The following is a 24322-nucleotide window of genomic DNA, read 5'->3' as shown; positions in this document are numbered from 1 at the left end:
CTTGCATAACATCTCTGTCAGCAGTGCTGACGAAACCGGAAGACCTTATAAAACAGCAACCATTCGCCTCAATTGACGCGGTTACGCCTCTGTTTCGGGGGCGATAAAAAAAATCAATCAAAGAGGGGGTTGTCTGGAAGCTTCAGGTGAATAATACTGTATGCATGAACAGTATTTCTGTAAAAGACAAGCCCTGGCCCAGAATGATTGCGCTGGTGGATATGAATGCCTTTTTTGCCTCCATTGAGCAGCTGGATCGGCCTCAATGGCAGCAAAAGCCGGTGTGTGTCACCAATGGCCGATCAGGGACTTGCATCATTACCGCCTCCTATGAGGCCCGTGCCCGGGGCATCAAAACCGGGATGAGGTTGCGTGAGGCCAGAGGGTTGGCACCTGACCTGATCCAGGCACCTTCCCGGCCTTATCGTTATGCCCAGATTTCTTCCAGCATTATGGCAGCTCTGGAAAACATCACGCCAGAAATAGAAGTCTTCTCGGTGGACGAGGCTTTTCTCGATCTGACCGGCTGTCAGTCGCTTTATGATTGCCCGGTGGCCGAGATAGGTCTAAGGATCAAGGCGTGCGTTTTTGAGGCTTCCGGCCTGCTGTGTTCAGTGGGGATCAGTGGTGACAAGAGCACCGCCAAGTGGGCAGCCAAGCAGCAGAAGCCGGACGGACTGACCATTGTCCACCCCTATCAGGCTCGCGAAACCTTGTCGAATGTGCTGGTTACTGACCTGTGTGGGGTAGGGTCAGGCATTGGACGTTACCTGGCTCAATACGGGGTGCATCGCTGTGGTGATATGCAGAAAGTGCCCATCAGCGTGCTGGGCAATCGTTTTGGTAATCTGGGTAAGCGTATCTGGCTGATGGCCCAGGGCATGGACCCGGAGCCACTGCATAAAGAAGTGGGCGTGCCCCAGAGCATCGGGCATGGCAAGGTGATTCCGCCAAATACCCGGGATAAAACCATCCTGAGAACCTATCTGTTGCATATGTGTGAAAAAGTGGCTGCCCGTCTCAGACGCTATGACTTTGAAGCCCGGTTGTTTGCCATTGGCATGAATACGCCCGGAGGCTGGGTCAGCAAAAAGCTGAGAACGACAACCCCGACATCCGATGGCGACCAGATCATGGCACTGGCGGACTTTTTTCTGGATGTCTATTGGGATCAGGGTGAGAGAAGCCAGGGCGTGCACCAGGTACACGTTGGAGCCCTGGACCCTCAACCCAAATACGGGCAGGGAGAGCTGTTTACGGAAGAAGATGCTAAAAAAGAAAAACTGCTGGCGACCATTGATGAGGTCAACCATCGTTATGGAGAGTTCGCTCTGTGCAAGGCCCTCTTGCTGAATCGCTCGGAAATGCCCAATGTTATCTCACCGGCCTGGCGGCCAGCGGGACCCAGGAATACTTTGGAGAGTTGAGTGGATGTTTTGACAAGCTCAATCTCAAGAATCGTCTGAGATGCCCTGTTTTTCCTTGAGATCTTCTACCCATCGGAAGACTTCTGCCACCGGTTCAATCAAATCGCTGGGGATGTAACTGGCAATGTCCGTATCAAACAAGGCGTGAGCCAAGGGGACATTCTCCATAACGGGGATGCCTTCCTTATCGGCAATTTTCACAATAAAGCGTGCACGTCCACCCCGGCCTTTAACCGTTACCACCGGCAGTGGCGTCACATCCTGTTTGTAGTGCAGGCCGATCGCCAGGTGAGTCGGGTTTTTGATCACCACGTCTGACTTCTTGGTGTTTTCTGCTTCGTTGAGAATTTCCTGGTGGATTTCTTTTCGTTTACCTTTGATTTCAGGGCTACCTTCCATCTCTTTGTGTTCGCGCTTGACTTCATCCTTGGACATTTTATTTTCTTTGGTGAACTGCTGCTTCTCGAAAAGATAGTCCAGCACAGAGATCACTATGAAAGCCGCAATGGCATAGATCATCAGCTTTTTCATCAGGACCCCGACAACAGGAAGAATACAGTCACTACCACAGTAGGGGAGGTTGAACATATCAGCGAGGCTGTTTCTGATAACGAAATAAACAACGATGGAAAGAAACACAATCTTGATAACAGACTTGAAGAATTCCACCAGGTTTTTGATGGCAAAGATGCGCTTGAATCCGGCAATTGGGCTGATCTTTTTGAGGTCGGGTTTTACCGATTCACCGGCCAGCAGAAAGCCAAACTGCATGATGTTGCCTATGATGGCAGACAGCATGGATACCATGACCAGAGGTAGCAGAAGCTCAATGGATTTTTCAAGAATGCCCTGTGTGACAATTTTGAAAGCGTCCTGAAAGTTTTCGTTATAAACCGTTGCCGGGAGGATCACCATTTCCTGAATGGTCGTGAGGTAGGTATCGCTCATAAACCAGAGGGTGCAGAACACAGCGATAATGCCAAAGGTGCTGGAGACTTCCTTGCTCTTGGCTACCTGACCTTTTTTGCGGGCGTCACGCAGCTTTTTCGGAGTGGGTTTCTCTGTCTTTTCAGCACTCATTTCCAGAGCTCTCCCAGGGTTTTAAAGACCATGGGAATGCCTTCGTCATGTTTTTTGGCCAGTTTCAGAATCGTGCTGACGTAAATCACCAGGATGGCTGCCGCGACACCGGATTTGATCGGCATGGCGAGAATAAATACGTTAAGCTGGGGGGCTGAGCGGCTGATCAGGGCGATACCAAATTCTGTGATAAACATCGCGATAACGACAGGAGCAGAAAGCCACATGGCCAGGCCAATAATCAGGTTGAACTGGTTCAGGAAAAAAGTGGAGGCTTCAGGGTTCAACCTGGGATAGAAACTGAATACAGGCCATACCTCATAGCTGATGAAAAGACTTTGCAACAACAGCAGGAATAAGCCGCTGGTCATGAAAATGGCGGTAAAGGCCTGGGAGAACAAAACACCCATGGGTGAAGTTTCGGCACCGGACAGAGGGTTCAGGGCGCTGGCCATGGAAGCACCCCGCTGGTTATCAATGAAGAAACCTGCTGATTCCAGTGCCCAGAACGGGATGGTGATACAAAATCCGATAATGGCTCCGATAAACGCTTCTTTCAGGACAATTCCGGCAGTGGCATAAATGGTGATGGTGTCATCGGGTTTGTGTTCTGCCAGCATAGGATGGAGAAACAGGATCATGCAGGCGCATATGCCATTTCTCATCATGGCACCCCCCAGCATGCGCTTGTGCAGGAAAGGAATCAGAGTGAACAGGGCAACAATTCTGGGCGTGCCCATGGTAAATACATAAAACCACTCTTTTAGCTCATCTATTGGGATGACCATGGCGGATTATCCGGTTAGAGGTCCGGGATTTTGTTCATGATGGCCAGAGAGTAATGATAAATCTCAATGCCCAGCCATCGGGCAGTAGCAAAGATACTGATGATGACGGCAATCAGCTTGAAGGCGAAGGGCAGGGTTTGTTCCTGGATCTGAGTCAGGGCCTGAATCAAACTGATCAGCAGACCTACGCCAGCCGCGGCAATGATAGGCGGCATGGATAAAATCAGAGTCAGCATCAGCGCCTGGGCTGTGAGCTGGATGATGTCCGAATCTACCATGTTCTTTTCCTAGCCATAACTTAATACCAGCCCCTGAATTAAACGGGTCCAGCCGTCCAGCAAGACAAACAGGAGTAATTTGAAAGGCAAGCTGATGGTCATGGGCGAAACCATCATCATACCCATGGCCAGCAGGATGTTTGAGACGATCAGATCAATGACGATAAAGGGCAAATAGAGCAAAAAGCCAATCTGGAATGCCTTGGTCAATTCCGTGATACAAAAAGAGGGCAGCAGCACAATCAAGTCATCGCCCGAGAGTTCCTGCTGGTATTTTTTTGGCCACAGAAGGCGTGCCGATTTCAGAAAGAAGTTACGCTCATTTTCGTTGGTGTTGTCTTTGAGAAATTGCTTGTAAGGGGCGCTGGCGAGCCTGACAGACTCGATCCAGGAAAGATCCTCAAAATTAATTTTTTCAGGTTCCAGCAACTCATAAGACTCATAGCCTATAGGTGCCATGATATAGAGTGTCAGGATAATGGCCAGGGCGTTCATGGCAATGTTAGGTGGAATCTGCTGGAGACCGGTGGCGTTTCTGAGAATGGAAAAAACCACCACCAGCTTCAAAAAAGAAGTGCCCATGACTGCCATGAATGGAATCAGCGCCATCAGTGCCAGTGGCACCATTAAATAAAATGGGCTGGTTAAATTCAGAATGCCGCTTTCCATGGCGGGAACCTGCTTTAATTGATGTACTGCTTAGGATTCAGTCTTACCCGTCAGCTCTGTGATCCGGGCTCCGAGTCGGCCTTCAATTTCTACCAGCTGACATCTACCAATGAGTTGGCCATTGGCTCTGATCCTGACCGGTGCTTCTATGGGGTTACTGAGCTGGAAAACATAGCCTGGCGTCAGGCTTTGCAGTTCTGCGAATGTCAGTTGTTGCTCACCCACTTCGAACATGAGTGTCACTGGCAGGTCGTGAAGATCAACAGGGCCTGCAGGTGCTTGAGGAGCTTCACCTTCCGGCATAGGCTCTTCATAATCCGTGTAGCCCTGGTCATAATGTTCTTCCATAGCCTGAAGCCTCTGTGAAATAGTGACCCGGGTATCCTCGAGAGTGCCCAAAAAAGCAACATTCTGTTTGATTCCTACAATCACCTCTGAGTCACTGACGTGTTTTTCCAGAAAAACAATGTCACCTTCTTCCAGGTCATTGAGTTCACTGCGATTCAGTAAGGTGCTGCCTTTTTGCAGGGTTACCCATAAAGGTATATCGGGCAGCGAGGTAGATTGATGAGGCGGAATTGACTTCAAGAGGTTCTCTATTACCTCGGAATACTCAATCTGTATAGTTGAGCGGATGTTTTCGGCTTCAAGATCCACTGCAATGAGAGGAGCGTCTGTCGCCTCTGCAGGTTTGAGATGACTGAGCGTGACAGACTGACCTAACATCTGACCCAGAAAATTAAACAGGGGGGTCAGGCTACTGGCAATAGCAGCGTCACGAAGGCTTTCGGGCAGTTTTTTAATGATTTGATGGTCGAGTTTTTTGGGTAGAAGAAAATCCAGAACCTGTCGGCCCAGATAGAGTTTGCCGGGGTAACCCGCCAGTTCCAGATCAGCCTGCCAACTGGATGTCTGGTGACCAAGACCGGCAAGGGAGACAGTGAATTCGATAGCGTTCAGTTGAATCTGGTAGCGGGCTTTGCGATGACACAGGAGTTGCCCCAACTGAAGCTCGGTGGCTGATATTGTTTCAAACTTCAGTGGTATCGCTTCCATTCGTGTTTATCCGCTCTTTTGGGAGTCCCTGTCGGAATTAACCGCAGTAGGACAGTCTTAAGTCCGACTAGGAATCATTGTCTTCCTGATCTTCTTCACCCACGTACTCCTGTTGGGAACGACCGTCATTCTGTTCGTTGCCATCGCCAGACAGGTTGATATTGACCTGAACTTTTTCGCCCAGCTTTTCCAGGTTTTTCATCAAGCTGGCTTCGTTGGCTACCAGGAAGTTGTGGGAATCTGCTGAGGAGGTATTCATGGTGACCTGCAGTTCACCAGAAACCCTCTGAATACGGATTTCTGTGCCTGGGAGAATGTTGTCTTTCAGTGTGATTCGAACTTCGGCACCCTGGATAGCGTCTTTTGAAGACACCATGATTTTATCAACCAGCTTGTTGATGACTTCATTGATCTCTTTGGGGCCACTGACCGCCTGGATGCTTTTCAGCTGAGCTTCTGAGGCCTGCTGAGTTTCCCTGACCTGACCGATCACATGGTCACTGCTCTCAAGCATAGACTTCATGGCACCTTCTTCCTGACCTTTCTGACCTTCACGACCACTACCCTGATCTTTAAACTTGCCTTCCAGGGCTTCCTTGGCACTTTTTCTGCGTTCTGCCATCAGGCTTTCAAGGCTTTGACCGTCTTTGGATTCCCCTTTGGCGCTTTTCGGGTCTTCCTTCTTTTTCATCTTTTTGGAAAAGTCAGAAGCCTGATCCTCAGACACCTTCTGGCTCTGATTCTGGGTAGGCTGGTTGTTGTTATTCTGCTGAACATTCTGATTAGCGTTGGTGGGCTGCATAATTGGCCTCCTTGCGATCTGTAGACCCTAGGATTTCGGGCGAACAGTAAATTCTTCCATTTCCAGGTCTTCGAGGCGAGCGGCTTCTTTTGCGGCTTCCTCGTCCTGAACTTTGGTAAACTCTTCAAACTTTTCCACAGCCTGCATGGCTTTCATATGATCTTCACGGGCCTGTTCAAGCTGCTCTTTGGCCTTCTCGACATCCTGTCTGGCTTCGTTGATGGCCTGTTCCAGCAGTACATCCTTTTCACGCATCCTGGCTACATTGGCTTTCAGCTGATCAAGTTCGTTCTGCTTTACCTCGGTATTGATAATGTTATCGTAGAGCCTTTGTTCTTCTTTACAGCGCCAGTCAATGTACTCTTCCAGTTCCTGCTCTTTGTTTTTGACTTCCAGCTGAGCCTGTTCCAAACGGTATTCACACTTACGCACCTGGTCCTGAGCAGACTTTTCACGAATCTGCTTAACCTTGAGAAGTTCGTGCAGCATTCAGATCAGACTCCAACGACGTGACGCAGCTGCTGGATGGTCGTGTCATAGTCATTGAATTCGTCGGTGCGCTGTTTCAGAAAGGTTCGTATGGCGTCTATTTTCCGCAAGGCTTCATCAGCCACCGGATCTGAACCCGGTTTGTACTCACCGACCTTAACCAGCAGTTCAATCTCATCAAACTTGGCCAGAAGTTCCCTGAGTTTGCCCGCAGCGGCTTTGTGCTCTTCCGGAGTGATGGCATTCATGACACGGCTGGCGCTGGATAGAACATCAATAGCAGGGTAATGGTTAGCGGCAGCCAACTTTCTGGAAAGGATAATATGACCGTCCAGAATGGATCGGGTTTCATCCGCTACCGGTTCAGTCATGTCATCACCTTCTACCAGCACGGTATAGAGCGCCGTGATTGAGCCTGTATCAGACATACCGGCACGTTCCATTAACTTGGGCAGCGTGGCAAAGACCGAAGGTGGAAAGCCCCGACGGGTAGGTGGCTCACCGGCTGCCAGTCCTATTTCACGCTGGGCACGGGCAAAACGGGTGACGGAATCCATCAGCAGCAGGACTTTTTTGCCTTTGTCTCTGAAGTACTCTGCAACAGCCGTGGCGGTGTAGGCAGCCTTGGCTCTTTCCATGGAAGATTTATCGGAAGTGGCAACGATGATAACGGACTTTTTGACGCCTTCCGGGCCGAGATCATGCTCGATAAATTCCCTGAGTTCCCGTCCCCTTTCACCGATCAGCGCAAGTACGGTGACATCAACCTCAGCGCCTTTCACCAGCATCGAGAGCAGCGTACTCTTACCGCCACCAGCGGCTGCGAAGATACCCATACGCTGTCCTTCTCCGCAGGTCAGGACGCCATCCAGAACTCTCAAGCCCAGAGGTAAGGGTTTATCAATGATCTGGCGGGTCATCGGGTCAGGGCTGTCGGCATAAACCGGATACCAGGTTTCAGGCTCCACGCCTTCGAAGGCTGACGGATTCAGAGGGTTTCCCATACCATCAAGCACGTGTCCCAGAAGATGAGAGCCAACGCCTACATGGTGAACCTTACCTGTAGGAATCACTTCTGTCGTGGAGGAGATACCCATGATTTCACCCATGGGCGAGAGTACCGTTTCGTGACCCTGAAAGCCTACCACCTCGGCATAGCTGGTTTTGTCATCGTTTGGAGTCACCAGCTCACACAATTCGCCAATCTTGACACCGGGAACCGCCGCCTTGATGATCATGCCCTGTACTTCGGTAACACGGCCACGAATATCTAATAGCCGACTGCTTTCAACCGCATTTTGAAGCGCTGAAGTGAGGTAGTTAAGTGCTTCGGCCACGATCCCTGTCTCCTCTGCCAGTCGTTGCTTTTGTCGCCCTATAGGGTTTGATCAGCTAGAAAGCAAAAGAGGGCTGAATAAGCCCTCTTTTTTGATGTGTTGATCAAGAGTCAGACCATCATGCCCATGTCTCCGGGTCCGCCAGGAGCGGTGGGAGGGGGCTTTGGGCCACTATCTTTGGGTGGGGCAGTCCCATCGCTTTCCGTATTATTCACTTCGGAGATCACCCACTCGAGCGTGTTGACGAACTTCTCCAGAGTGGATTCAAAGTTACCGTAGTCCGATGAAGCCTGCATAGAGCGAATCAGCAGAATTTCAGACTTGTCATGATTCAGGGCGTGGAAGGCACCCTGCATACTGTGATGCTGAAGGTTGAGTGACAGAAGCTTTTCATACAGGCTGGTTTTGGCGTCGTCGTGAGCGTCCATGGGTTTTACTGAAGAAACGAATACCAGAGCTTCGTCTTCTTCCAGGTATTCCATGTTTACGATCAGGGTGTCATCAAAACAGAGACCACAGGCATCGTGTTCATTCAAGCTGAGCTCACCCAGACCGATGCTCTCTGCAAAATGCTGTATATTCTCTTCTACATTTTGCTTGTAACTCATTCGAACAGACCCTCCAATGGTTCTTAGTCAGAAACTGAAATAACGATAAGTAACTTTCAGTATATATCGCTCTTTTGTCTTGCGTTGGAGAATTCCTGATTACCTGCTCTGGGGAACTCCAAGACCCGATTAGAGTTTTTATCGGTCAAAGTGACGAACGTCTGTATACTTGTTTCAACTTTTTTTAAATATTCAGCTCATGGCAGTTTTATTCCCTGAGTAGTGAGATTCTTTTTTGGCAGATCAAAACAGTACCGATAGCCTCTGGATGCGCGAGGCCCTGAAGGAAGCAGAAAAAGCCCGGGAAAAAGACGAAGTTCCGGTCGGGGCCGTTGTGGTCAGGGGAGGCGAAATCATAGGTCGAGGGTATAACCAGCCCATCAGTGGCTGCAATCCGGTGGCCCATGCTGAGGTGCTCGCCCTGCAGGAAGCGGCTGCCACCCTCAACAACTACCGGTTGGTGGATTGTGAACTCTACGTGACTCTTGAGCCTTGCACCATGTGTGCCGGAGCAATTATCCACAGTCGGGTAAAGCGGGTGATTTTTGGTGCACTGGAGCCCAAGGCAGGGGCTCTGGTCAGTCAGAGCCGGACTTTAGAGCTGCCCTATATGAATTACCGGGTGGAAATGACTTCCGGAGTCCTTGAAGAGGAGTGCAGCGAAATCATTTCCTCTTTTTTCAGAGCCCGACGTGAGGCCAAAAAAGCAGAGAAGAGGCGCTTGAAGTTATGCTGAGATGAAACTTTTTATTAAGAGGGACTGTCCTAGAATTAGCCTTTCATTGAAGGAGCAACCCAAATCCTGACTTTTGGGTGAACTTATCTTTGTGAATAGGAGTATATTTTGATGAAAAAACTTATTCTGGCGATCCCACTGGTTGTAGCACCTATCATGGCTGCTGCAGAAATACGAGAAATTGAACGGAAGCTATTGAGTGATTGGGACTCAAGAACCATGACGAGTTATTTTGACACAGTGTCTGAACAGTACTGTCTGCTGGTTGTTGACCCTAAACATTCGATTTTGGATTGCAAACCTATCCATAAGTTTTCAGAGCGGGCTCAAAGAAACATTCTTGGCAACATGTACGTACCAAAATCCTGCGCTGGCGAAAGTGGAGTTTCTAAAGGCTATTGTCCCAAAAACTGAATTTCAGTGTGTTAACCCGGACGGAAGAAATACTCAGTTTACATTTATCTCTGAAAGTACACTCAAGCTGCATTTTTAGCAAAATCGTCGTAAATCCTCGCCCAATCGGGCGGGGATATAAGACGGGAACGCAGAGCGTTCCGCCTGCAAGCTGGTACGCAGTCAATTGAAATAACCTGTAATAAGTATATTATTTCGGGCATTGTAATAATGAGCACTCACTTGTAAAGAGTTATGTTGAAAGCCACTAAAGTACGCATCTACCCAACACCAGAGCAGGCGGATTTTTTAAACCGTCAGTTTGGTGCTGTGCGTAAGGTTTGGAATAAAGCTCTGGCCATCAAGAACCATTACTACAAGGTGCGAGAGCAGAACCTTGCCCCGAAAAAAGACTTGAAACCCTTGTTGGTAATTGCCAAGAAAAGCCGAAAATACTTATGGTTGAAAGAAGCTGATTCGATTGCCTTGCAGCAGTCCATTATCAATCTGGACAAGGCATTTCAGAACTTCTTTAATCCGAAGCTGCAAGCTCGTTTTCCCCGTTTCAAGTCAAAGCATGGTAAGCAAAGCAGCTACCATTGCACTTCTGTTTCGGCAGGTGACGACTGGATCAAAGTACCCAAGTGCGAGCCAATTAAAGCAAGGATACACCGGGAAATTACCGGACAAATCAAGTCGATTACCCTAAGCAAAACACCGACAGGTAAGTTCTACGCTTCTGTACTGGCTGAAGATGGTGCGTCTGAAGCGAAGCCAGTAGCCGATCTGCAAAGTTCTTGCATAGTCGGTGTGGATGTTGGGTTAACTGACATTGCCATTACCAGTACCGACCATAAGACTGGCAATCCCCGCTTTCTGAAGAAAGCACAACGCAACCTGAAGCGAAAACAGAAAAAACTATCACGATGCAAGAAAGGCTCTAAAGGTAGAGCCAAAGCCAGACTCCTTGTAGCAAAGGCGCATGAACGTGTCGCCTTTGCCCGTAACGACTTCCAGCACAAACTGTCCAGACAACTCATTGACGATAACCAAGCGGTGGTTGTGGAGACGCTGAAGGTCAAGAACATGCTCAAGAACCATTGCCTTGCCCGATCCATTGCTGATGCAGGTTGGCACTCCCTTGTGACTAAGCTCGACTACAAAGCAAAACAGGCCGGTAAACATCTGGTGAAAATTGACCAGTGGTTTGCCTCATCAAAAACCTGTTCCTGCTGTGGTCGCAAGCGAGAGGAAATGCCGCTCAAAACTCGCTCATGGACGTGTGAATGCGTTGCTGTCCATGATCGGGATATTAACGCCGCTATCAACATAAAACATCAAGGCATTTTGAAGTTAAAGGCGGAAGGTCTGTCCGTCTCTGCTGATGGAGGCAAGCGTAAATCCGGCACATTGCCGGTTGCTGCCTGAGAAGTCAGAAGCCTCGCCCGACAGGGCGGGGAGCAGTCACAGATAGATGGGAACCATTGAAGGGAAAACCTGCCAAGATCCATAGATCAATCACTGGTTTCCATACCTAGGTTTCGATTATCATAGCGCCCCTGATTATCTCCCTGAGTCCAGTCGAGGACAGTTTTTAACATGCTCATTTTGCGTGGTGCTCCGGCTCTCTCGCCGTTTCGTAGCCAAAAGCTGCTTGAAACCCTGCAACACAGGATCCCCGAAATTACCGGTGTTTTTGCTGAATACCAGCACTTTGCCCGGGTCGACGAGGCACTGTCCGACCAGGAATTGAAAGTTCTGAAACAGCTGCTGACCTACGGTCCCCGGATGCAGGAAGGTGAGTGCTCAGGCACTTTGTTTCTTGTCGTACCCCGTCCAGGCACTATTTCCCCATGGTCCAGCAAAGCCACCAATATTGCTGAAAATTGTGGTCTCAGCAAGGTTCACCGTATTGAGCGCGGTTTGGCTTATTATGTGTCTGCCCAAGAAGGCCTCAGTCAACACCAGAAAGAAGTAGTATCCAGCCTGATTCATGACCGCATGACCGAGGCTGTGTTGGCTGATGCCAGAGAAACAGAGCTTCTCTTTGCAGAAACCGAGCCAGCGCCCCTGACCCGTGTGGATATTCTTGAAGGCGGACGTGAGGCTCTGGTTGCCGCCAACCAGTCCCTTGGACTGGCTCTGGCAGAAGATGAAATCGATTATCTGGTCACCAGCTATGAGGGGTTGGACAGGAACCCCACTGATGTTGAGCTGATGATGTTTGCCCAGGCTAACTCCGAGCACTGCCGCCATAAGATTTTTAACGCGACCTGGACCATTGACGGTGAGCGGCAAGATCATTCTTTGTTCCAGATGATCCGTAACACCCACACTATGAGCAGTGAAGGTGTGCTCTCGGCCTATAAAGACAATGCCTCTGTTATTGAAGGCTCCAGAGCCGGGCGTTTTTTCCCGTCTCCTGAAAAGAAAGATTACCAGTATCATCAGGAAGACATTCATATCCTGATGAAAGTGGAAACACACAACCATCCAACGGCCATCTCGCCATGGCCCGGTGCTGCTACCGGTGCCGGTGGTGAGATCCGTGATGAAGGGGCTACTGGTCGAGGCTCCAAGCCAAAGGCGGGGCTGACCGGTTTCTCGGTATCCAATCTGAATATTCCCGGCTACAAACAGCCCTGGGAAAAAGACTACGGCAAGCCGGATCGGATCGTGACTGCCCTGGATATTATGCTGGAAGGTCCCCTGGGTGGTGCAGGCTTTAACAACGAGTTTGGTCGTCCAAACCTTTGCGGTTACTTCCGTACCTTTGAAGCCACAGCCAAAGGCTCTGCTGGCGAAGAAGTGAGGGGGTACCACAAGCCCATCATGCTGGCAGGTGGTCTGGGTAATATCCGCGCCGCTCATGTTGAGAAAGCTGATATTACCGTTGGCGCCAAGCTGATTGTTCTGGGTGGTCCGGCCATGCAGATCGGTCTGGGGGGTGGTGCAGCCTCTTCCATGACTTCCGGTGAAGGTCAGGAAGATCTGGATTTTGCCAGCGTTCAGCGTGATAACCCCGAGATGGAGCGTCGTTGCCAGGAAGTGATTGACCAATGCTGGCAGCTGGGTGATGAAAACCCCATCGTCTTTATCCACGACGTGGGTGCGGGTGGCCTGTCCAATGCGCTGCCAGAACTGGTCAGCGATGGTGGCCGTGGTGGTCGCTTCCAGCTCAGGGATATTCTGAATGATGAGCCAGGCATGTCCCCCCTGGCGCTCTGGTGTAATGAATCCCAGGAACGTTATGTGATGGCGGTAGCTCCAGAAAATATGGAGCTGTTTGAAGCCATCTGTCAACGAGAGCGTTGTCTCTATGCCGTTGTGGGTGAGGCCACTGAAGAGCCAAACCTGTTGGTGGAAGACAGCCACTTTGATAACAAGCCAGTGGATATGCCTCTGGACGTTCTGTTGGGCAAACCTCCCCGCATGCATCGTGATGTGCAGGCAGAAACTATTCAACAGGATGCACTGGACCTTTCCGGTGTGACTCTGGAAGAAGCGTCTGAGCGAGTTCTCAAGCTGCCAACCGTCGCCAGCAAAAACTTCCTGATTACTATTGGCGACCGCTCTATTACCGGTCTGGTAGCCCGTGAGCAGATGGTTGGCCCATGGCAGGTTCCTGTTGCTGACTGTGCGGTCACCGCTACTGCTTTTGATACCTTCACGGGTGAAGCTATGTCCATGGGGGAGAGAACCCCTCTGGCTCTGGTCAATGCGCCTGCCTCAGGTCGTATGGCGATCGGTGAAGCGATTACCAACATCGCCAGCACCCGTATTGGCAAGCTGGGTGATATCAAGCTGTCGGCAAACTGGATGGCCGCTGCCGGTCATCCGGGTGAAGACGCCAGACTCTATGAAACCTGTAAAACGGTTGGTATGGAACTCTGCCCGGAACTGGGTATTGCTATTCCTGTAGGCAAGGACTCTATGTCCATGCGCACCAGCTGGAAAGACGGCGATGTAGAAAAGAGTGTTACCTCGCCTCTGTCGCTGGTGATTTCGGCTTTTGCTCCCGTAACAGACATCCGCAAGACCGTTACGCCAGAGCTGCGTACCGATAAAGGTGAGACTGATCTGTTGCTGGTGGATCTGGGTCGTGACCAAAACCGTCTGGGTGGTTCTGCTCTGGCACAGGTTTATGGTCAGATTGGTGATGTGGCGCCTGATGTTTCTTCTGCGCAAGACCTCAAAGGGTTCTTTACTGCCATCCAGCAATGTCTGGAAGAAGACCTGCTGTTGGCATACCACGACCGTTCAGACGGTGGTCTCTTTACCACACTGGTTGAGATGGCCTTTGCCGGTCATACCGGTATTGAGGTGAATCTGAATAAGCTGGCGGGCGATGAAGCGGCCATTATCCCCGCCCTGTTTAACGAAGAGTTGGGCGCCGTTCTGCAGGTTCGTCGTGCAGACAAAGGTAAAGTTAAGGATATTCTGGCTGGGCTGGGTCTGGCTTCCTGCGTGCATACCATTGCCTCTCTGAGACCGGATCAGCGCATCAACTTTGTCTTCAATGGCGAGCTGATCAGTAGCGAAAGCCGGGTTAAATACCAGCGCTGGTGGGCTGAAACCAGCTATCGCATGCAGGCTCTGAGAGATAATCCTGAATGTGCCCGTCAGGAATTTGATAACCTGCTGGATGACGGCGACACAGGCTTACATGCCTCTTTGCCGTTCGACATCAATAGGGATGTTGCTGCTCCATTTATTGCCACTGGCGCCAGCAAACCTCAGGTAGCCATTCTGAGGGAGCAGGGTGTTAACGGTCATGTGGAAATGGCAGCGGCTTTTGATAAGGCTGGCTTTCAGGCAGTGGATGTTCACATGAGTGACATTCTTTCCGGTCGCCGTAACCTGACAGAATTCAAAGGATTGGTAGCCTGTGGCGGTTTCTCCTACGGTGATGTTCTGGGTGCGGGAGAAGGCTGGGCGAAATCAGTGCTGTTTAACAGCATGGCCCGTGACCAGTTTGCGGCTTTCTTTGATCGTCCGGACAGTTTTGCCCTGGGTGTCTGCAATGGTTGTCAGATGCTATCCAATCTCCATGAATTGATTCCGGGTGCAGAGCACTGGCCACACTTTGTCCGTAATCAGTCTGAGCAGTTTGAAGCCAGAACCGTGATGGTCGAAGTCCAGCAGAACAAGTCCATTCTCTTCAGAGGTATGGAAGGTTCCAGAATGCCTATTGCGGTGGCTCACGGTGAAGGCTACACCGAGTTCAAAAAGGCTGACCAAATCCGGAAACTGTCTGCCAGTGGTCAGTTGGCCCTCAGATACGTGGATAATCAGGGACGGGCTACTGAGCGTTACCCCTACAACCCTAACGGTTCTGCTCAGGGGATCACGGGTCTGACCTCGGCTGATGGCAGGGTGACGATTATGATGCCTCATCCGGAAAGGGTATTCAGGGCGGTTCAGAACAGCTGGTATCCGGATACCTGGGGTGAAGATTCACCCTGGATGAGAATGTTCAGGAATGCCCGGGTCTGGGTTGATTGAATGTTGGGCGAGTAGTAAAGCAATTGATTAAGCTGGGTACTCGATGAGTATCCGGCTTAATCACTAAAAATCAGTTTTTGGGACAACTATCCGAAGAGGCATCACACGCGCCAGCGCCAGATTTTGGTACATAGGCGTCGCCGAGAATGTTTCTTTGTGCCTGCTCTGAGAGTTCATGGACACTTTTGCAGTCCATAAGCGAATTTTTGCCACTATAAAAATTATCTAAAACCACCAGACAATATTGTTGAGAAACTGTGTCAAAGTAGCTTACTGCGCTCCTCATATACCACGTCTCCGCTTGCGTATGCTCGTCTATTTTTCGCATTTCTGCACCAACCATGGTAGACGCTGAAGCCAAAAGGACTGCCAGAATGAATTTTTTCATAGAATTTACTCCTTCTTTTAAATAGTCAAAGATCAGTTCACCAGAAAGTCAGGATTTGACTTGAATTTTTAATGAACGCTTAATTGTTAGACATTCGTTCTAATAAAGAGTTCCAGTGAGAGGCTTGAACAATGACGACTTATGCTTTTTGACTCAGATAGCAGAAAGAGTTTGAAACTCGGTTAACACAAAGTGATCGGTCATCCCGCTGACGTAATCAATCAATAATCTTGCCCGGTAATACCATTCCAGCTCATCCTGTTCTTGAGCGGAGTAATTGCTGCCAGGCAATGATTTCACTGCCCGGTGATACGCCATTTTATGTTTGCCAGAGAGGCGGTGGTAAAGACGTTGCTCGATAAAATGTCGGCTGGAATCTTTTTCAGTAAGACTGGCGAATTCTTCACGGCTCAGTTCCAGCAAAGGCTGGAAAATATCCATCAGTCCCATCAGGGCAGAGTAGCCCCTGAGTTCCGGAGTTTCCTTCTCCATGCTGGTAAAGACATAGCGGATAGCAACGGTTTTCAGGGTCTGCAGTGCCAGATGCTGGTCAGACTGGCCGTCAATCAGAGGCTCATCGAGCGTCCCGTCAAAGATCGCCTGATGCTTTTGCAGATAACGATTTGCAGCATAATCCACCAGATCTCTTACCAACCGGGTGCGCAGCCGGATAATAAATTCCTGCTTGTTGTTGCCGGCTCTCTTGACCGCAGACTCCATGATATTGGGCAAATACTCGTTATATTCAGTAAATTCCTCCCAGACTTCATAGAGACTGAAGCGAAGATCGCGGAAAGAGAGAATCCCCTTATCGACCGCATCTTCCAGATCGGCAATGCAGTAGGAAATATCGTCGGCGGCTTCCATGATATAAACCAGAGGGAAGCGACAACCTTCATTGATAGCCAGATGCTGCCAGATGTCACGGACCAGAATGGCTTCGGAAAAGAAGTAACCCGGCTTTTTCTTGCGATAGGCATCGGGTGAGCCTTTGTCGGGTCTGGGCTCATAGGGCGTACGGGTGTATTTCATAAGCGCGCCCATCTGGGAATAGGTCAGGTTCAGATCCTGAAGGTGATGAATAATTCTTAACGCCTGGGCATTGCCTTCGTAAATAGACAAGTCTGGCAGCAGGGTTGACTCCAGTAAGGCTGACCGGGCTTTCTGACCTTTGCACGCTTTTTCATAACATAGCCCGGCTTTATCCTGCATCCAGCGGCTGATAGCCGCCTCGCCAAAATGACCGAATGGAGGGTTGCCAATGTCGTGCATCAGGCAGGCCATTTCTACCAGATTTATAAAAGCCGTGTCCTGATTGTCTAATCCCAGCGATGTTAATTGGCCGCTTTCTGACAGGCGCTGCAGAATCGTCTGTGCCAGAAAACGACCGGTTTGTTGCACTTCCAGAGAGTGCGTCAGGCGACTGCGAACAGCGGCATTGGTTTCCAGAGGGTAAACCTGAGTCTTTTGTTGCAGCCGACGTATGGCCGCTGACTGAATGATTCGCCCCCGGTTGCTTTCTGTTTCAGTTAACAGGTCCCGATCCGGTTCGACAGAACTGAGTCTTGGGCGAGTGCAGGTGAGTTTAGTCAGATAGTTCATGCTGATCATAGTCGGCAGGATCTGTTTGAAGGTGAGGTTTGACCTGGCTCTCTATAGGCTAAAAGCCAGCAGGTTAAGGACATAGGGTTTTAGCCAAAGGAATGAAAGGGAATATTATAGATGCTTTTCAAGCAACAGCCGTTCAAGATTGGACTAGCAGCCTGTCGGACTTAAGTCTGCCCTACTGCGGTTGCGATAAATTGGTCTAAAAATTCCTGCTTCTTCGTCAAATAGCCCCGCTATTCTCCTCAGAAGCAGAAACTTTTATCCTCAATTTCTCGCAATCCTCGCTACGGGCGCTTAAGTCCGACAGGCTGCTAGAATTCTGCCGGACATCGCCCTTCAAATATCAACTGAACATATTCCCGCTCCAGATAGCCTGGCTTGCCGGTAAAATAATGCAGCAGCAGATCGTCAGCAAGCCTGCGATCTATCTCCGGGCACTTCACTTCATAGTTGAGCATAGACAGCATTTTGCAGTTAAAGTTGAATATCCAGTTCTGTACCGTACTTGATGGATGAACGGAATCAACATAAAAATGATCACTGCGGTTTTTGCAGGGGCTCGCCTTGTGACTCTCGCAGATATCTACCTGGGCATTATCAGAACAGCCTCTGAAGGTGACATCGAGACAGGGGGTTTCAGTGTCAACATCTTGCTGGCGGGCATGTTCTAACAAAATGTCAAACATTCTGTTGTAATCGAAAAACAGGAGTAACAGGTCAGGATACTGTCTTTTCAGCCGAAAAAACGCTTTCGTAGCCAATCGGTTATGATTGACGATCACCTCACGTACTTCCTGACGATCTTCTGAATTGCGCAAACAGGGGGTTTTAGTGACATCGGGAACCGTTCCCCAGAAAATGGTTCTGGCTCCATGGGCATAGAGGTTTTCAATAGCCGCTGACAGCTTGGTAACCACCAGACGATAATTCCAGTAACGGTTGAGATAATCATTAGCGCCACCGGCTAACATAAAAATCTGATCCTCAGAAAAGGGTGCATGATGTTGCACAAGGTGATTTATCTGTTCCTCGACCGAACTCAGAATAGGCTTTCCACCTCTGATGCTATTGGTGAGAAAACTGATATTGGCCAACTGACTTTCACCAAACAGAAACGACCAGAAAAAATCCGTTAACACCTCTGAAAAACCGACCACCGTACTGCCACCATGTGACTGATCGACAAACTCGGTTTTATTGGAGGTATTCAGATAAAGGGCTCTGGCAATAAGCTCTGGTGCCATCAGATCATCACAAAAACGCCCTCCATGATAATTGGCACCAGGTATGGCACCACAGAAACTGCCAAAAATAAAGCCCGGTAACATACGACCGCTCCAGGGATAAAGTGACATTTGACGTTCATTCAGTGTACCGCTACCTGTAAGGAATCGACTGTAGTTATAGAAATTACCCGAATCAACGCTACTGTCACCCACCACAAAGACATTGCTGACAGGCTGTGCCTCCTGCGAGCAAAAACGTTCGGTGAATTTGGGATAAAAAAGTTTTTCATATGCCAAACCGGGTAACGACAACAGCAGTAATACCAGACCCAGCCAACTACGAATCATATTGAAACCCTAATAGAGCAGTTACTAAAAAGCTGAGGATTATAGTGGATTACTCTCCCCGTGCGGTTGTATTAATCTTTATTTTGGCCCTGTTGCCATGCAAAAGCCGATAAAGCTACTTTAAAATCCCGGTTACCAGCTTTTTGGTAAGATTTTCGATACTCGCTGTGGGATGTAGGAGGTTGTTAACTTACTGAGTATTGGTGGGTGTGCCTGAAGTGGTAGAGAATGCCCCTGTGATCCTTTGAATCATCAACGATAAGGGGTTGTAATCCTGTGAAGTCTTAGGGTCAGTCTCGTTGGTTGAAACAGAAGAAGCAGAATCAAACTTTATTCTTTTATCATTTCCATCGATAGAAATTTCTTCAAAAGTCTCATCGAGCTGAGCGATTTGTGGCGAATCAAGTTCTATATTCCGGTCGGGAGCAATCCTGACTGCCGCATCAAAGTGTTCAAGGAGAGCCTCTGAATTGGGGGTGTGGATAAGATAAGCTGAAGACTGATGGGAGTCTGTCAGAGTTTGGGAGACGAAGAGATTAGCTTGATCGAAATTTTGCTTTAACAACAAGTGTAAAAGCATTGCTCTTTGACTTTCAGAGAGATCGGGAAATGTGTAATTGCTGTTTTGCAAAAGCATAACCAAAAGGTTAGGAGCAAAAACTACCCAGCGCTTCAGGTCATAAATCTCGTGATGAGACCCATGGTGACCTTGTGTAATCACCGGGAACCAGACGCCATGTGTCGGCACGAGCAGTGCAATAAGCTGTGAATCGCCAAATTGTTGCAATCTGGCTAAATCCGATTGAGCGAAAGAGGCCGTATCAGTAATGACATTGTTATCGAGAACGGCTGGAATAACGTCAGTATCAATCCCCAATAATAGCTCAAGCTCTTGCATTAGTTTTTCCTTCTCAGGATGAGCCTGAATCGTGGAAAAAATCTGTCGAAGGTTATAATCGATAGTTTGCCTTATTATTTGCTGGTTCCAGTCGCCTGCTTGTCCTGATCGCCCACTCCGGTTGAATATTTCTGCAATGGACGAGTACATACAGTTACCATCGCCATTAATTTTTATCAGTTCAAAACTGGTTTGAATCATTAACAATAAAGGGTCGTTATTTTCTAAAGTCTCACTGTCAGTCTCATTGGCTGAAACCGAAGAGACAGAACCGGACCTCATTTGTCTATTATTTTCATCGTTGGAAAGAGCTTCAAAAGCCTCATCAATCTCCATATTCTGAGGCGTGACAATGTTTACTGCTGCATCAAAGTGTTCCAAGGTAGTCACTGAACCGGGGTAGTGGATAAGATACGCTGAAGCCTGATGGGAGGCTGCCAGAGTTTGAGAGATGACGCGCTTGGCTCGATCGAATTTTTGGTTTAACAATAACTGTAAAAGTGTTGTCCTTTGACTTTCAGAGAGATCTGGAAAGGTATAATTTTCGTTTTGTAACAGCATAGTCAAAAGGTTGGGAGCAGAATCGACCCAGTATGTCAGGTCATAAAACTCTTGATAAGGTCCATCGTGACCTTGTGTAATTATCGGGAACCAGACACCCTGTGTAGGTACTAGCAAGGCAATCAACTGAGCACTGGCAAATGGTTGCAATGTGCTTGACCCAGACTGTGCGAAAGAGGCTGAGTCAGTAATGACATTATCATCGAGAACCGCTGGAATAATGTCGGCATCGATCCCCAATAACAGCTCAAGCTCCTCTATCAGTATATCCTTGTAGGGGTGATTTTGAATCATGGAAAAAATCTGATGAAGGTTAAAGTCTATAATCTGTCTTATTGTTTTCTGGTTCCATTGTCCTGACGGTTCATATTTGTTGAAAATCGCTGCAATTGACGAATACATACAGTTACCATCGCCATTAATTCTTATCAGTTCAAAGCCCTCGGGGACGGGGTTATGATGAGAATAGTAGGGTTCATAAACCTGTGTTTTGGGGTATCCCTTTTCCATCTTTCTATATAATTGCCCTGCTTGTTCTCTGATGCGTTTGTCTTCAATCATACAGACTTTATGAAAAGGCCTTATCAGCGGTTCTTTTGTTTTTTTAGTGATTCGGTTTGTATGACGTCCTTTCCCTCGTATGGGATTTTCAGTTTCATAAACTTCACCGCAATGGCAGCAGGTTTGTCTGAAACCACCTTGTCCATTTGGAACATTAATCAGAATCCTGGGAGTATTTTTTCTGAATAAAGAGATTAATTCATTAGTTTTTTCTTTACTGAAAATATCCGATTTTTGTTCTGTTTTTTTTAGAAAAGCTTGCAATGAAGCTTTTATATCTTTATTTGTTGTTCGACTTACGGTTTTTTTCAAAACACTTAAGGTGAACTTATTTAAAAAAACGTTGTTTTCGAAATTAAAACTATCCGGGTAATGTCTTGCGGAAGGGAGCAAGTGACTGAAAAAAAGTGGGATAGGGTTTTTTTTACCATCAATAATTTTACGCATGCCCTTGATAATAATCTGAAGATTTTCTAACTCGTTCTGATGAAAAACGAAATCGAAAACCTCTTTATAAAAAGGAGTAAAGAGGGTTTTTGTAAAAAGGAAATCAACAATTTGTAACACATTAAAAGCTAAAGCAATACCTTGTTTGTTGGAAGTGTAAACGTCCTCCAGGCCAAATTGTTCTGGTTTTTTTGTAATTTTTTTGACTATACCAGAACTTCTGTCAAATTCGTTACAGGTAATTGACCTTACACAGACTTCAATAAGATAGTTTATAACAATACGATACATAACCTCTACTTTATCTGGACCAATGATTTTTGAGACGTATCTTAGACTCGGAACCAGGTGCCCAACAAAAAATCCCAAATCTTTGATGACTTTCTCATCAATATTGCCACTGATAACACACTCAAAAAAAATGTAGTTTTCCTTGGCAATTGAATAATCTTCATGACTTATAAGGAGAGACATCTGAACTCTTTGCAGCAATAATTCCAAATGGGCCTGAGAGGGCAACCAATCATCATTCTGTGGCGTTAATAATGCTTTGGTAATAATGTTATTACCCAGATTTGAAACGGAGGCTTTTTTGAGATTGTTTGGTATTTTAAATTTATTTCTTGATAAGTCATACATTGACAACAAAACAAATTTTTTTTCAACGTCTGACATATCATCTTTAATAGTGGGTATCCAGATATTGGCAAAACTTCCATACTGAGTTCCTCCTCTATAACGTTCTGTTGTCTTTTGTGTTTCTAAAGGAAAAATAAGCTTGTATTGATAAAACATAGTATTAGCTTTTGCCAATTTCTTTTTTACAGCTAAGTGTATTTCCCATTTTATGGGTTTAACTACCTTGCTTTTTATGGGTTTACCTATATCGTTATTTATGTGTTTGCCTTTATTAGCTGTGGTTTTGAATTGGTAGTTTTGGTTATGTTTCTCATTATACGTCAGTTGACGAGGATTTTCCGGAACATAATAGGTAACAGAACTGGCTATGGCATTTTCAAACGCTGGCCTTTCATAACCAGGAACTCTAACAATCATCGTGATGATGTTATTTTTTATTTTTCCTTCCTTTTGTTCTTTTTTATTCTTTTTTATATTTCTCTTCCTTAAATCATGTAAAACCTTTGGAAAATTATACTCATCCAGTTTTTCATTCTTATAATAAACAATAGGTTTAACATTTTCTGGTATTTTAAATCCCGACTTCTTCCTGGCCTCATTTATTAGATTGTCAAAATTTCTTATCGAAGTATAAGTGGATTCTACAATCTCAGCCTCATTGTGCATTTCAACAGGAATAAAAATATCTGTCCCTAGTGATAATGCTTTCTCTGAGTTATCTAGCTCATCATCAATAACTAAATAATCAAAATCTGGGTCTTCTCCATCTTTTATTCTTTCATTCACACTTCTTTTTATCTTGTTATAATCCGTTTCTACATAAACAGAATTGTTGTTTTTTTTTGCCAGAGTATTAACTTCGAATATTTCATATGTGATAAGAAATTGGGTGCTTGTTAGAGACCTGATCTCTGAAAGAATACCTTCAAACTGAGGAGGTGTTAGATACCTGGTCTTTGAAAGAATACCTTCTGATCGTATATCGAAATCGGCTGTCAGAAAATTGATGGTATTTAAAATCTGCTCCTCTACAGAAAAGTTTTCAGATCCATAGCGAACACGTCCGGAAGAATGAAACCACCACCATTGATCAAAGCCTTCATAGATTTTGGGAGGCCCTTCACTGACTCTTTGAGAATTTTTATAAGTCTGCATCAGGCAAAGATTATGGCTATAAAGATAGGATACCTTTGGTGCATATTTAACATAAATGACTGGTCCTTCGTTGCCAATATTGTCGAAATAATACTCTATCCTGAAAAATGCATCTTTCCACCAACCATAAGGTGCTACAAAATCCAGTGTTACCATAAACATATTTTCTTCATTGATACTGAATTTAAATTTCTTTGGGTACCTCTTATTAAGAAAATTTTGAAGTCTATCAATAGCGATATAAATCTCTCTGGCTCTGGATGCGGAATTTCTTTTGGGTGATATTGGGTTAGGTTTGAATTTTTTTAAGGGAACTGTGTGAATTATTTTATCTCCATTCTGTAAGTTTCCTTTCCGAATAATATTGACATGGGTCAAGATGAAGTCTCCATTGCGTAGCAGATGCAATGACCGGCAGTTTGGACTACGTTGCATGTATATTTCATATTCAGGATGGTTGACTGAATATAGCGATTGAAGATTAAAGTCTTTATTTTTTTGGGCTTTGATAATGCGCGTTATTTTTTTTGCACAATTTCGGTCTTCAAAGAACAGAGTTATCAATTCCATGTCCTCTGTGGGCGTTTGCTCAGCTCTTTCTGATAATAATCTGTCTATATAGTCTTCAACAACACGGACTGCTCTATTAATTTTATCAAGTGTTAATCGGTCTGAATTTATTATTGTTGTTTGTTTGATAGATTCTACTTTACCATAATGGATCATTGCCTGAACAAGATTAAACGTCCTTAACAGGGTGTAAGGTATGCCAAACTTGGTCGTATTATGATTAGCCTTAACCCCCATTTTCTTAGCCAATTCCCTATTTTTGCTTTTAAAAAAATTATTTCTTTTTCTTCGATTAACGCCTGACATCACTTTATCAATGTAAAATTTAGCTTGCACATACAAATTTTTTTCTTTAAGTACTCGATCAATTTCTTCATACTCGTGAAAAGTAAGTTGTTTTAGTATACTTTTTTGATCTTCGTTTATTGCAAGAGCACTCCCTGATATAAGGTTTATTGATAAAAAGATAAGATGAATACTCTTTTTACTCAATTTGGCTAACGCAGTAAAAACCATACCTGGCGATCCTTATAATTCTCTGGAATTTGGTCTATTGAGCGACACTGGCTGAGTACTCCTCATTAAAAACTGTATCGAGTGAATAGTAGCTTGTTTTAAAATCATCTGCTTTCCTATTAATGGAACTGATGTTTAGGTGAATAGGGCCAAATGGATTACAAGACGATAACCAGCCGCTTCAATGTGGTATCTTTGTTCATTCTCTGAAGCAAACAGTGGGATTTTTCGTTCAGG

Annotated in this window: 18 protein-coding genes; 5 read left to right on the top strand and 13 right to left on the bottom strand. The window is 46.7% G+C overall.

Going from position 1 to position 24322, the window contains the following annotated elements:
- Nucleotides 1–146 precede the first annotated feature (146 nt).
- A complete protein-coding gene (locus ACOMHB_RS19505; RefSeq protein WP_448217869.1) occupies nucleotides 147–1427 on the top strand; it encodes a DNA polymerase Y family protein in 1281 nt (426 codons plus the stop codon).
- Nucleotides 1428–1451: 24 nt separating this feature from the next.
- Here the strand turns inward: ACOMHB_RS19505 and sctU are convergent, their stop codons facing one another.
- The 9 genes from sctU to ACOMHB_RS19460 all read right to left on the bottom strand — a co-directional run bounded on the left by sctU (nucleotide 1452) and on the right by ACOMHB_RS19460 (nucleotide 8534).
- Nucleotides 1452–2507 (bottom strand): type III secretion system export apparatus subunit SctU, encoded by a 1056-nt coding sequence (gene sctU, locus ACOMHB_RS19500; protein WP_448217868.1) that lies wholly within the window; start codon nucleotides 2505–2507, stop codon nucleotides 1452–1454.
- Nucleotides 2504–3295: a type III secretion system export apparatus subunit SctT gene (gene sctT, locus ACOMHB_RS19495; RefSeq protein WP_422134751.1), complete on the bottom strand. Its 792-nt coding sequence runs from the start codon at nucleotides 3293–3295 to the stop codon at nucleotides 2504–2506. Before sctT ends, sctU begins: the two co-directional genes overlap by 4 nt.
- A 14-nt stretch (nucleotides 3296–3309) precedes the next feature.
- Nucleotides 3310–3573 carry a type III secretion system export apparatus subunit SctS gene (gene sctS, locus ACOMHB_RS19490; protein ID WP_317145607.1) on the bottom strand — a complete coding sequence of 88 codons (264 nt, stop codon included), beginning with the start codon at nucleotides 3571–3573 and terminating at the stop codon, nucleotides 3310–3312.
- A 9-nt stretch (nucleotides 3574–3582) separates the two neighbouring features.
- Nucleotides 3583–4242: a type III secretion system export apparatus subunit SctR gene (sctR, locus tag ACOMHB_RS19485; RefSeq protein ID WP_422134750.1), complete on the bottom strand. Its 660-nt coding sequence runs from the start codon at nucleotides 4240–4242 to the stop codon at nucleotides 3583–3585.
- Between the two features lie 30 nt (nucleotides 4243–4272).
- A complete protein-coding gene (sctQ, locus tag ACOMHB_RS19480) occupies nucleotides 4273–5298 on the bottom strand; it encodes a type III secretion system cytoplasmic ring protein SctQ (RefSeq protein ID WP_448217867.1) in 1026 nt (341 codons plus the stop codon).
- Nucleotides 5299–5365: 67 nt separating this feature from the next.
- Entirely contained in the window at nucleotides 5366–6100 is a 735-nt protein-coding gene (locus tag ACOMHB_RS19475) for a type III secretion HpaP family protein (RefSeq protein ID WP_448217866.1), read from the bottom strand.
- Between the two features lie 27 nt (nucleotides 6101–6127).
- Nucleotides 6128–6589 carry a type III secretion system stalk subunit SctO gene (sctO, locus tag ACOMHB_RS19470; RefSeq protein ID WP_422134747.1) on the bottom strand — a complete coding sequence of 154 codons (462 nt, stop codon included), beginning with the start codon at nucleotides 6587–6589 and terminating at the stop codon, nucleotides 6128–6130.
- A gap of 5 nt (nucleotides 6590–6594) precedes the next feature.
- Entirely contained in the window at nucleotides 6595–7926 is a 1332-nt protein-coding gene (sctN, locus tag ACOMHB_RS19465; RefSeq protein WP_422134746.1) for a type III secretion system ATPase SctN, read from the bottom strand.
- Between the two features lie 110 nt (nucleotides 7927–8036).
- Nucleotides 8037–8534 carry a type III secretion system chaperone gene (locus tag ACOMHB_RS19460; protein ID WP_317145613.1) on the bottom strand — a complete coding sequence of 166 codons (498 nt, stop codon included), beginning with the start codon at nucleotides 8532–8534 and terminating at the stop codon, nucleotides 8037–8039.
- A 235-nt stretch (nucleotides 8535–8769) separates the two neighbouring features.
- Between ACOMHB_RS19460 and tadA the strand changes: the two genes are divergently transcribed.
- The 4 genes from tadA (at nucleotide 8770) to purL (ending at nucleotide 15168) form a co-directional block, all read left to right on the top strand.
- Nucleotides 8770–9270 carry a tRNA adenosine(34) deaminase TadA gene (gene tadA, locus ACOMHB_RS19455; RefSeq protein ID WP_448217865.1) on the top strand — a complete coding sequence of 167 codons (501 nt, stop codon included), beginning with the start codon at nucleotides 8770–8772 and terminating at the stop codon, nucleotides 9268–9270.
- A gap of 111 nt (nucleotides 9271–9381) precedes the next feature.
- A complete protein-coding gene (locus ACOMHB_RS19450) occupies nucleotides 9382–9684 on the top strand; it encodes a hypothetical protein (RefSeq protein ID WP_422412116.1) in 303 nt (100 codons plus the stop codon).
- Between the two features lie 234 nt (nucleotides 9685–9918).
- Entirely contained in the window at nucleotides 9919–11091 is a 1173-nt protein-coding gene (locus ACOMHB_RS19445) for an RNA-guided endonuclease TnpB family protein (RefSeq protein ID WP_448217864.1), read from the top strand.
- A 171-nt stretch (nucleotides 11092–11262) separates the two neighbouring features.
- A complete protein-coding gene (gene purL / locus ACOMHB_RS19440; protein WP_448217863.1) occupies nucleotides 11263–15168 on the top strand; it encodes a phosphoribosylformylglycinamidine synthase in 3906 nt (1301 codons plus the stop codon).
- 70 nt (nucleotides 15169–15238) lie between these two features.
- Here the strand turns inward: purL and ACOMHB_RS19435 are convergent, their stop codons facing one another.
- The 4 genes from ACOMHB_RS19435 to ACOMHB_RS19420 form a co-directional block, all read right to left on the bottom strand.
- A complete protein-coding gene (locus ACOMHB_RS19435) occupies nucleotides 15239–15556 on the bottom strand; it encodes a hypothetical protein (RefSeq protein ID WP_448217862.1) in 318 nt (105 codons plus the stop codon).
- A 153-nt stretch (nucleotides 15557–15709) separates the two neighbouring features.
- Nucleotides 15710–17158 (bottom strand): dGTPase, encoded by a 1449-nt coding sequence (gene dgt, locus ACOMHB_RS19430; RefSeq protein ID WP_448217861.1) that lies wholly within the window; start codon nucleotides 17156–17158, stop codon nucleotides 15710–15712.
- Nucleotides 17159–17475: 317 nt separating this feature from the next.
- Entirely contained in the window at nucleotides 17476–18738 is a 1263-nt protein-coding gene (locus tag ACOMHB_RS19425) for an SGNH/GDSL hydrolase family protein (RefSeq protein WP_448217860.1), read from the bottom strand.
- Between the two features lie 190 nt (nucleotides 18739–18928).
- Nucleotides 18929–24085 carry a hypothetical protein gene (locus ACOMHB_RS19420; RefSeq protein WP_448217859.1) on the bottom strand — a complete coding sequence of 1719 codons (5157 nt, stop codon included), beginning with the start codon at nucleotides 24083–24085 and terminating at the stop codon, nucleotides 18929–18931.
- Nucleotides 24086–24322 lie beyond the last annotated feature (237 nt).

It is taken from the genome of Endozoicomonas sp. 2B-B (assembly GCF_053470045.1).
This window is presented reverse-complemented; position numbering and strand designations above follow the sequence as displayed.

Coding starts and splice junctions, on each gene's coding strand:
- sctU (WP_448217868.1), bottom strand. CDS start 2,507: ATGAGTGCTGAAAAGACAGAGAAACCCACTCCGAAAAAGCTGCGTGAC.
- sctT (WP_422134751.1), bottom strand. CDS start 3,295: ATGGTCATCCCAATAGATGAGCTAAAAGAGTGGTTTTATGTATTTACC.
- sctS (WP_317145607.1), bottom strand. CDS start 3,573: ATGGTAGATTCGGACATCATCCAGCTCACAGCCCAGGCGCTGATGCTG.
- sctR (WP_422134750.1), bottom strand. CDS start 4,242: ATGGAAAGCGGCATTCTGAATTTAACCAGCCCATTTTATTTAATGGTG.
- sctQ (WP_448217867.1), bottom strand. CDS start 5,298: ATGGAAGCGATACCACTGAAGTTTGAAACAATATCAGCCACCGAGCTT.
- ACOMHB_RS19475 (WP_448217866.1), bottom strand. CDS start 6,100: ATGCAGCCCACCAACGCTAATCAGAATGTTCAGCAGAATAACAACAAC.
- sctO (WP_422134747.1), bottom strand. CDS start 6,589: ATGCTGCACGAACTTCTCAAGGTTAAGCAGATTCGTGAAAAGTCTGCT.
- ACOMHB_RS19460 (WP_317145613.1), bottom strand. CDS start 8,534: ATGAGTTACAAGCAAAATGTAGAAGAGAATATACAGCATTTTGCAGAG.
- ACOMHB_RS19450 (WP_422412116.1), top strand. CDS start 9,382: ATGAAAAAACTTATTCTGGCGATCCCACTGGTTGTAGCACCTATCATG.
- ACOMHB_RS19445 (WP_448217864.1), top strand. CDS start 9,919: ATGTTGAAAGCCACTAAAGTACGCATCTACCCAACACCAGAGCAGGCG.
- purL (WP_448217863.1), top strand. CDS start 11,263: ATGCTCATTTTGCGTGGTGCTCCGGCTCTCTCGCCGTTTCGTAGCCAA.
- ACOMHB_RS19435 (WP_448217862.1), bottom strand. CDS start 15,556: ATGAAAAAATTCATTCTGGCAGTCCTTTTGGCTTCAGCGTCTACCATG.
- dgt (WP_448217861.1), bottom strand. CDS start 17,158: ATGAACTATCTGACTAAACTCACCTGCACTCGCCCAAGACTCAGTTCT.
- ACOMHB_RS19425 (WP_448217860.1), bottom strand. CDS start 18,738: ATGATTCGTAGTTGGCTGGGTCTGGTATTACTGCTGTTGTCGTTACCC.
- ACOMHB_RS19420 (WP_448217859.1), bottom strand. CDS start 24,085: ATGGTTTTTACTGCGTTAGCCAAATTGAGTAAAAAGAGTATTCATCTT.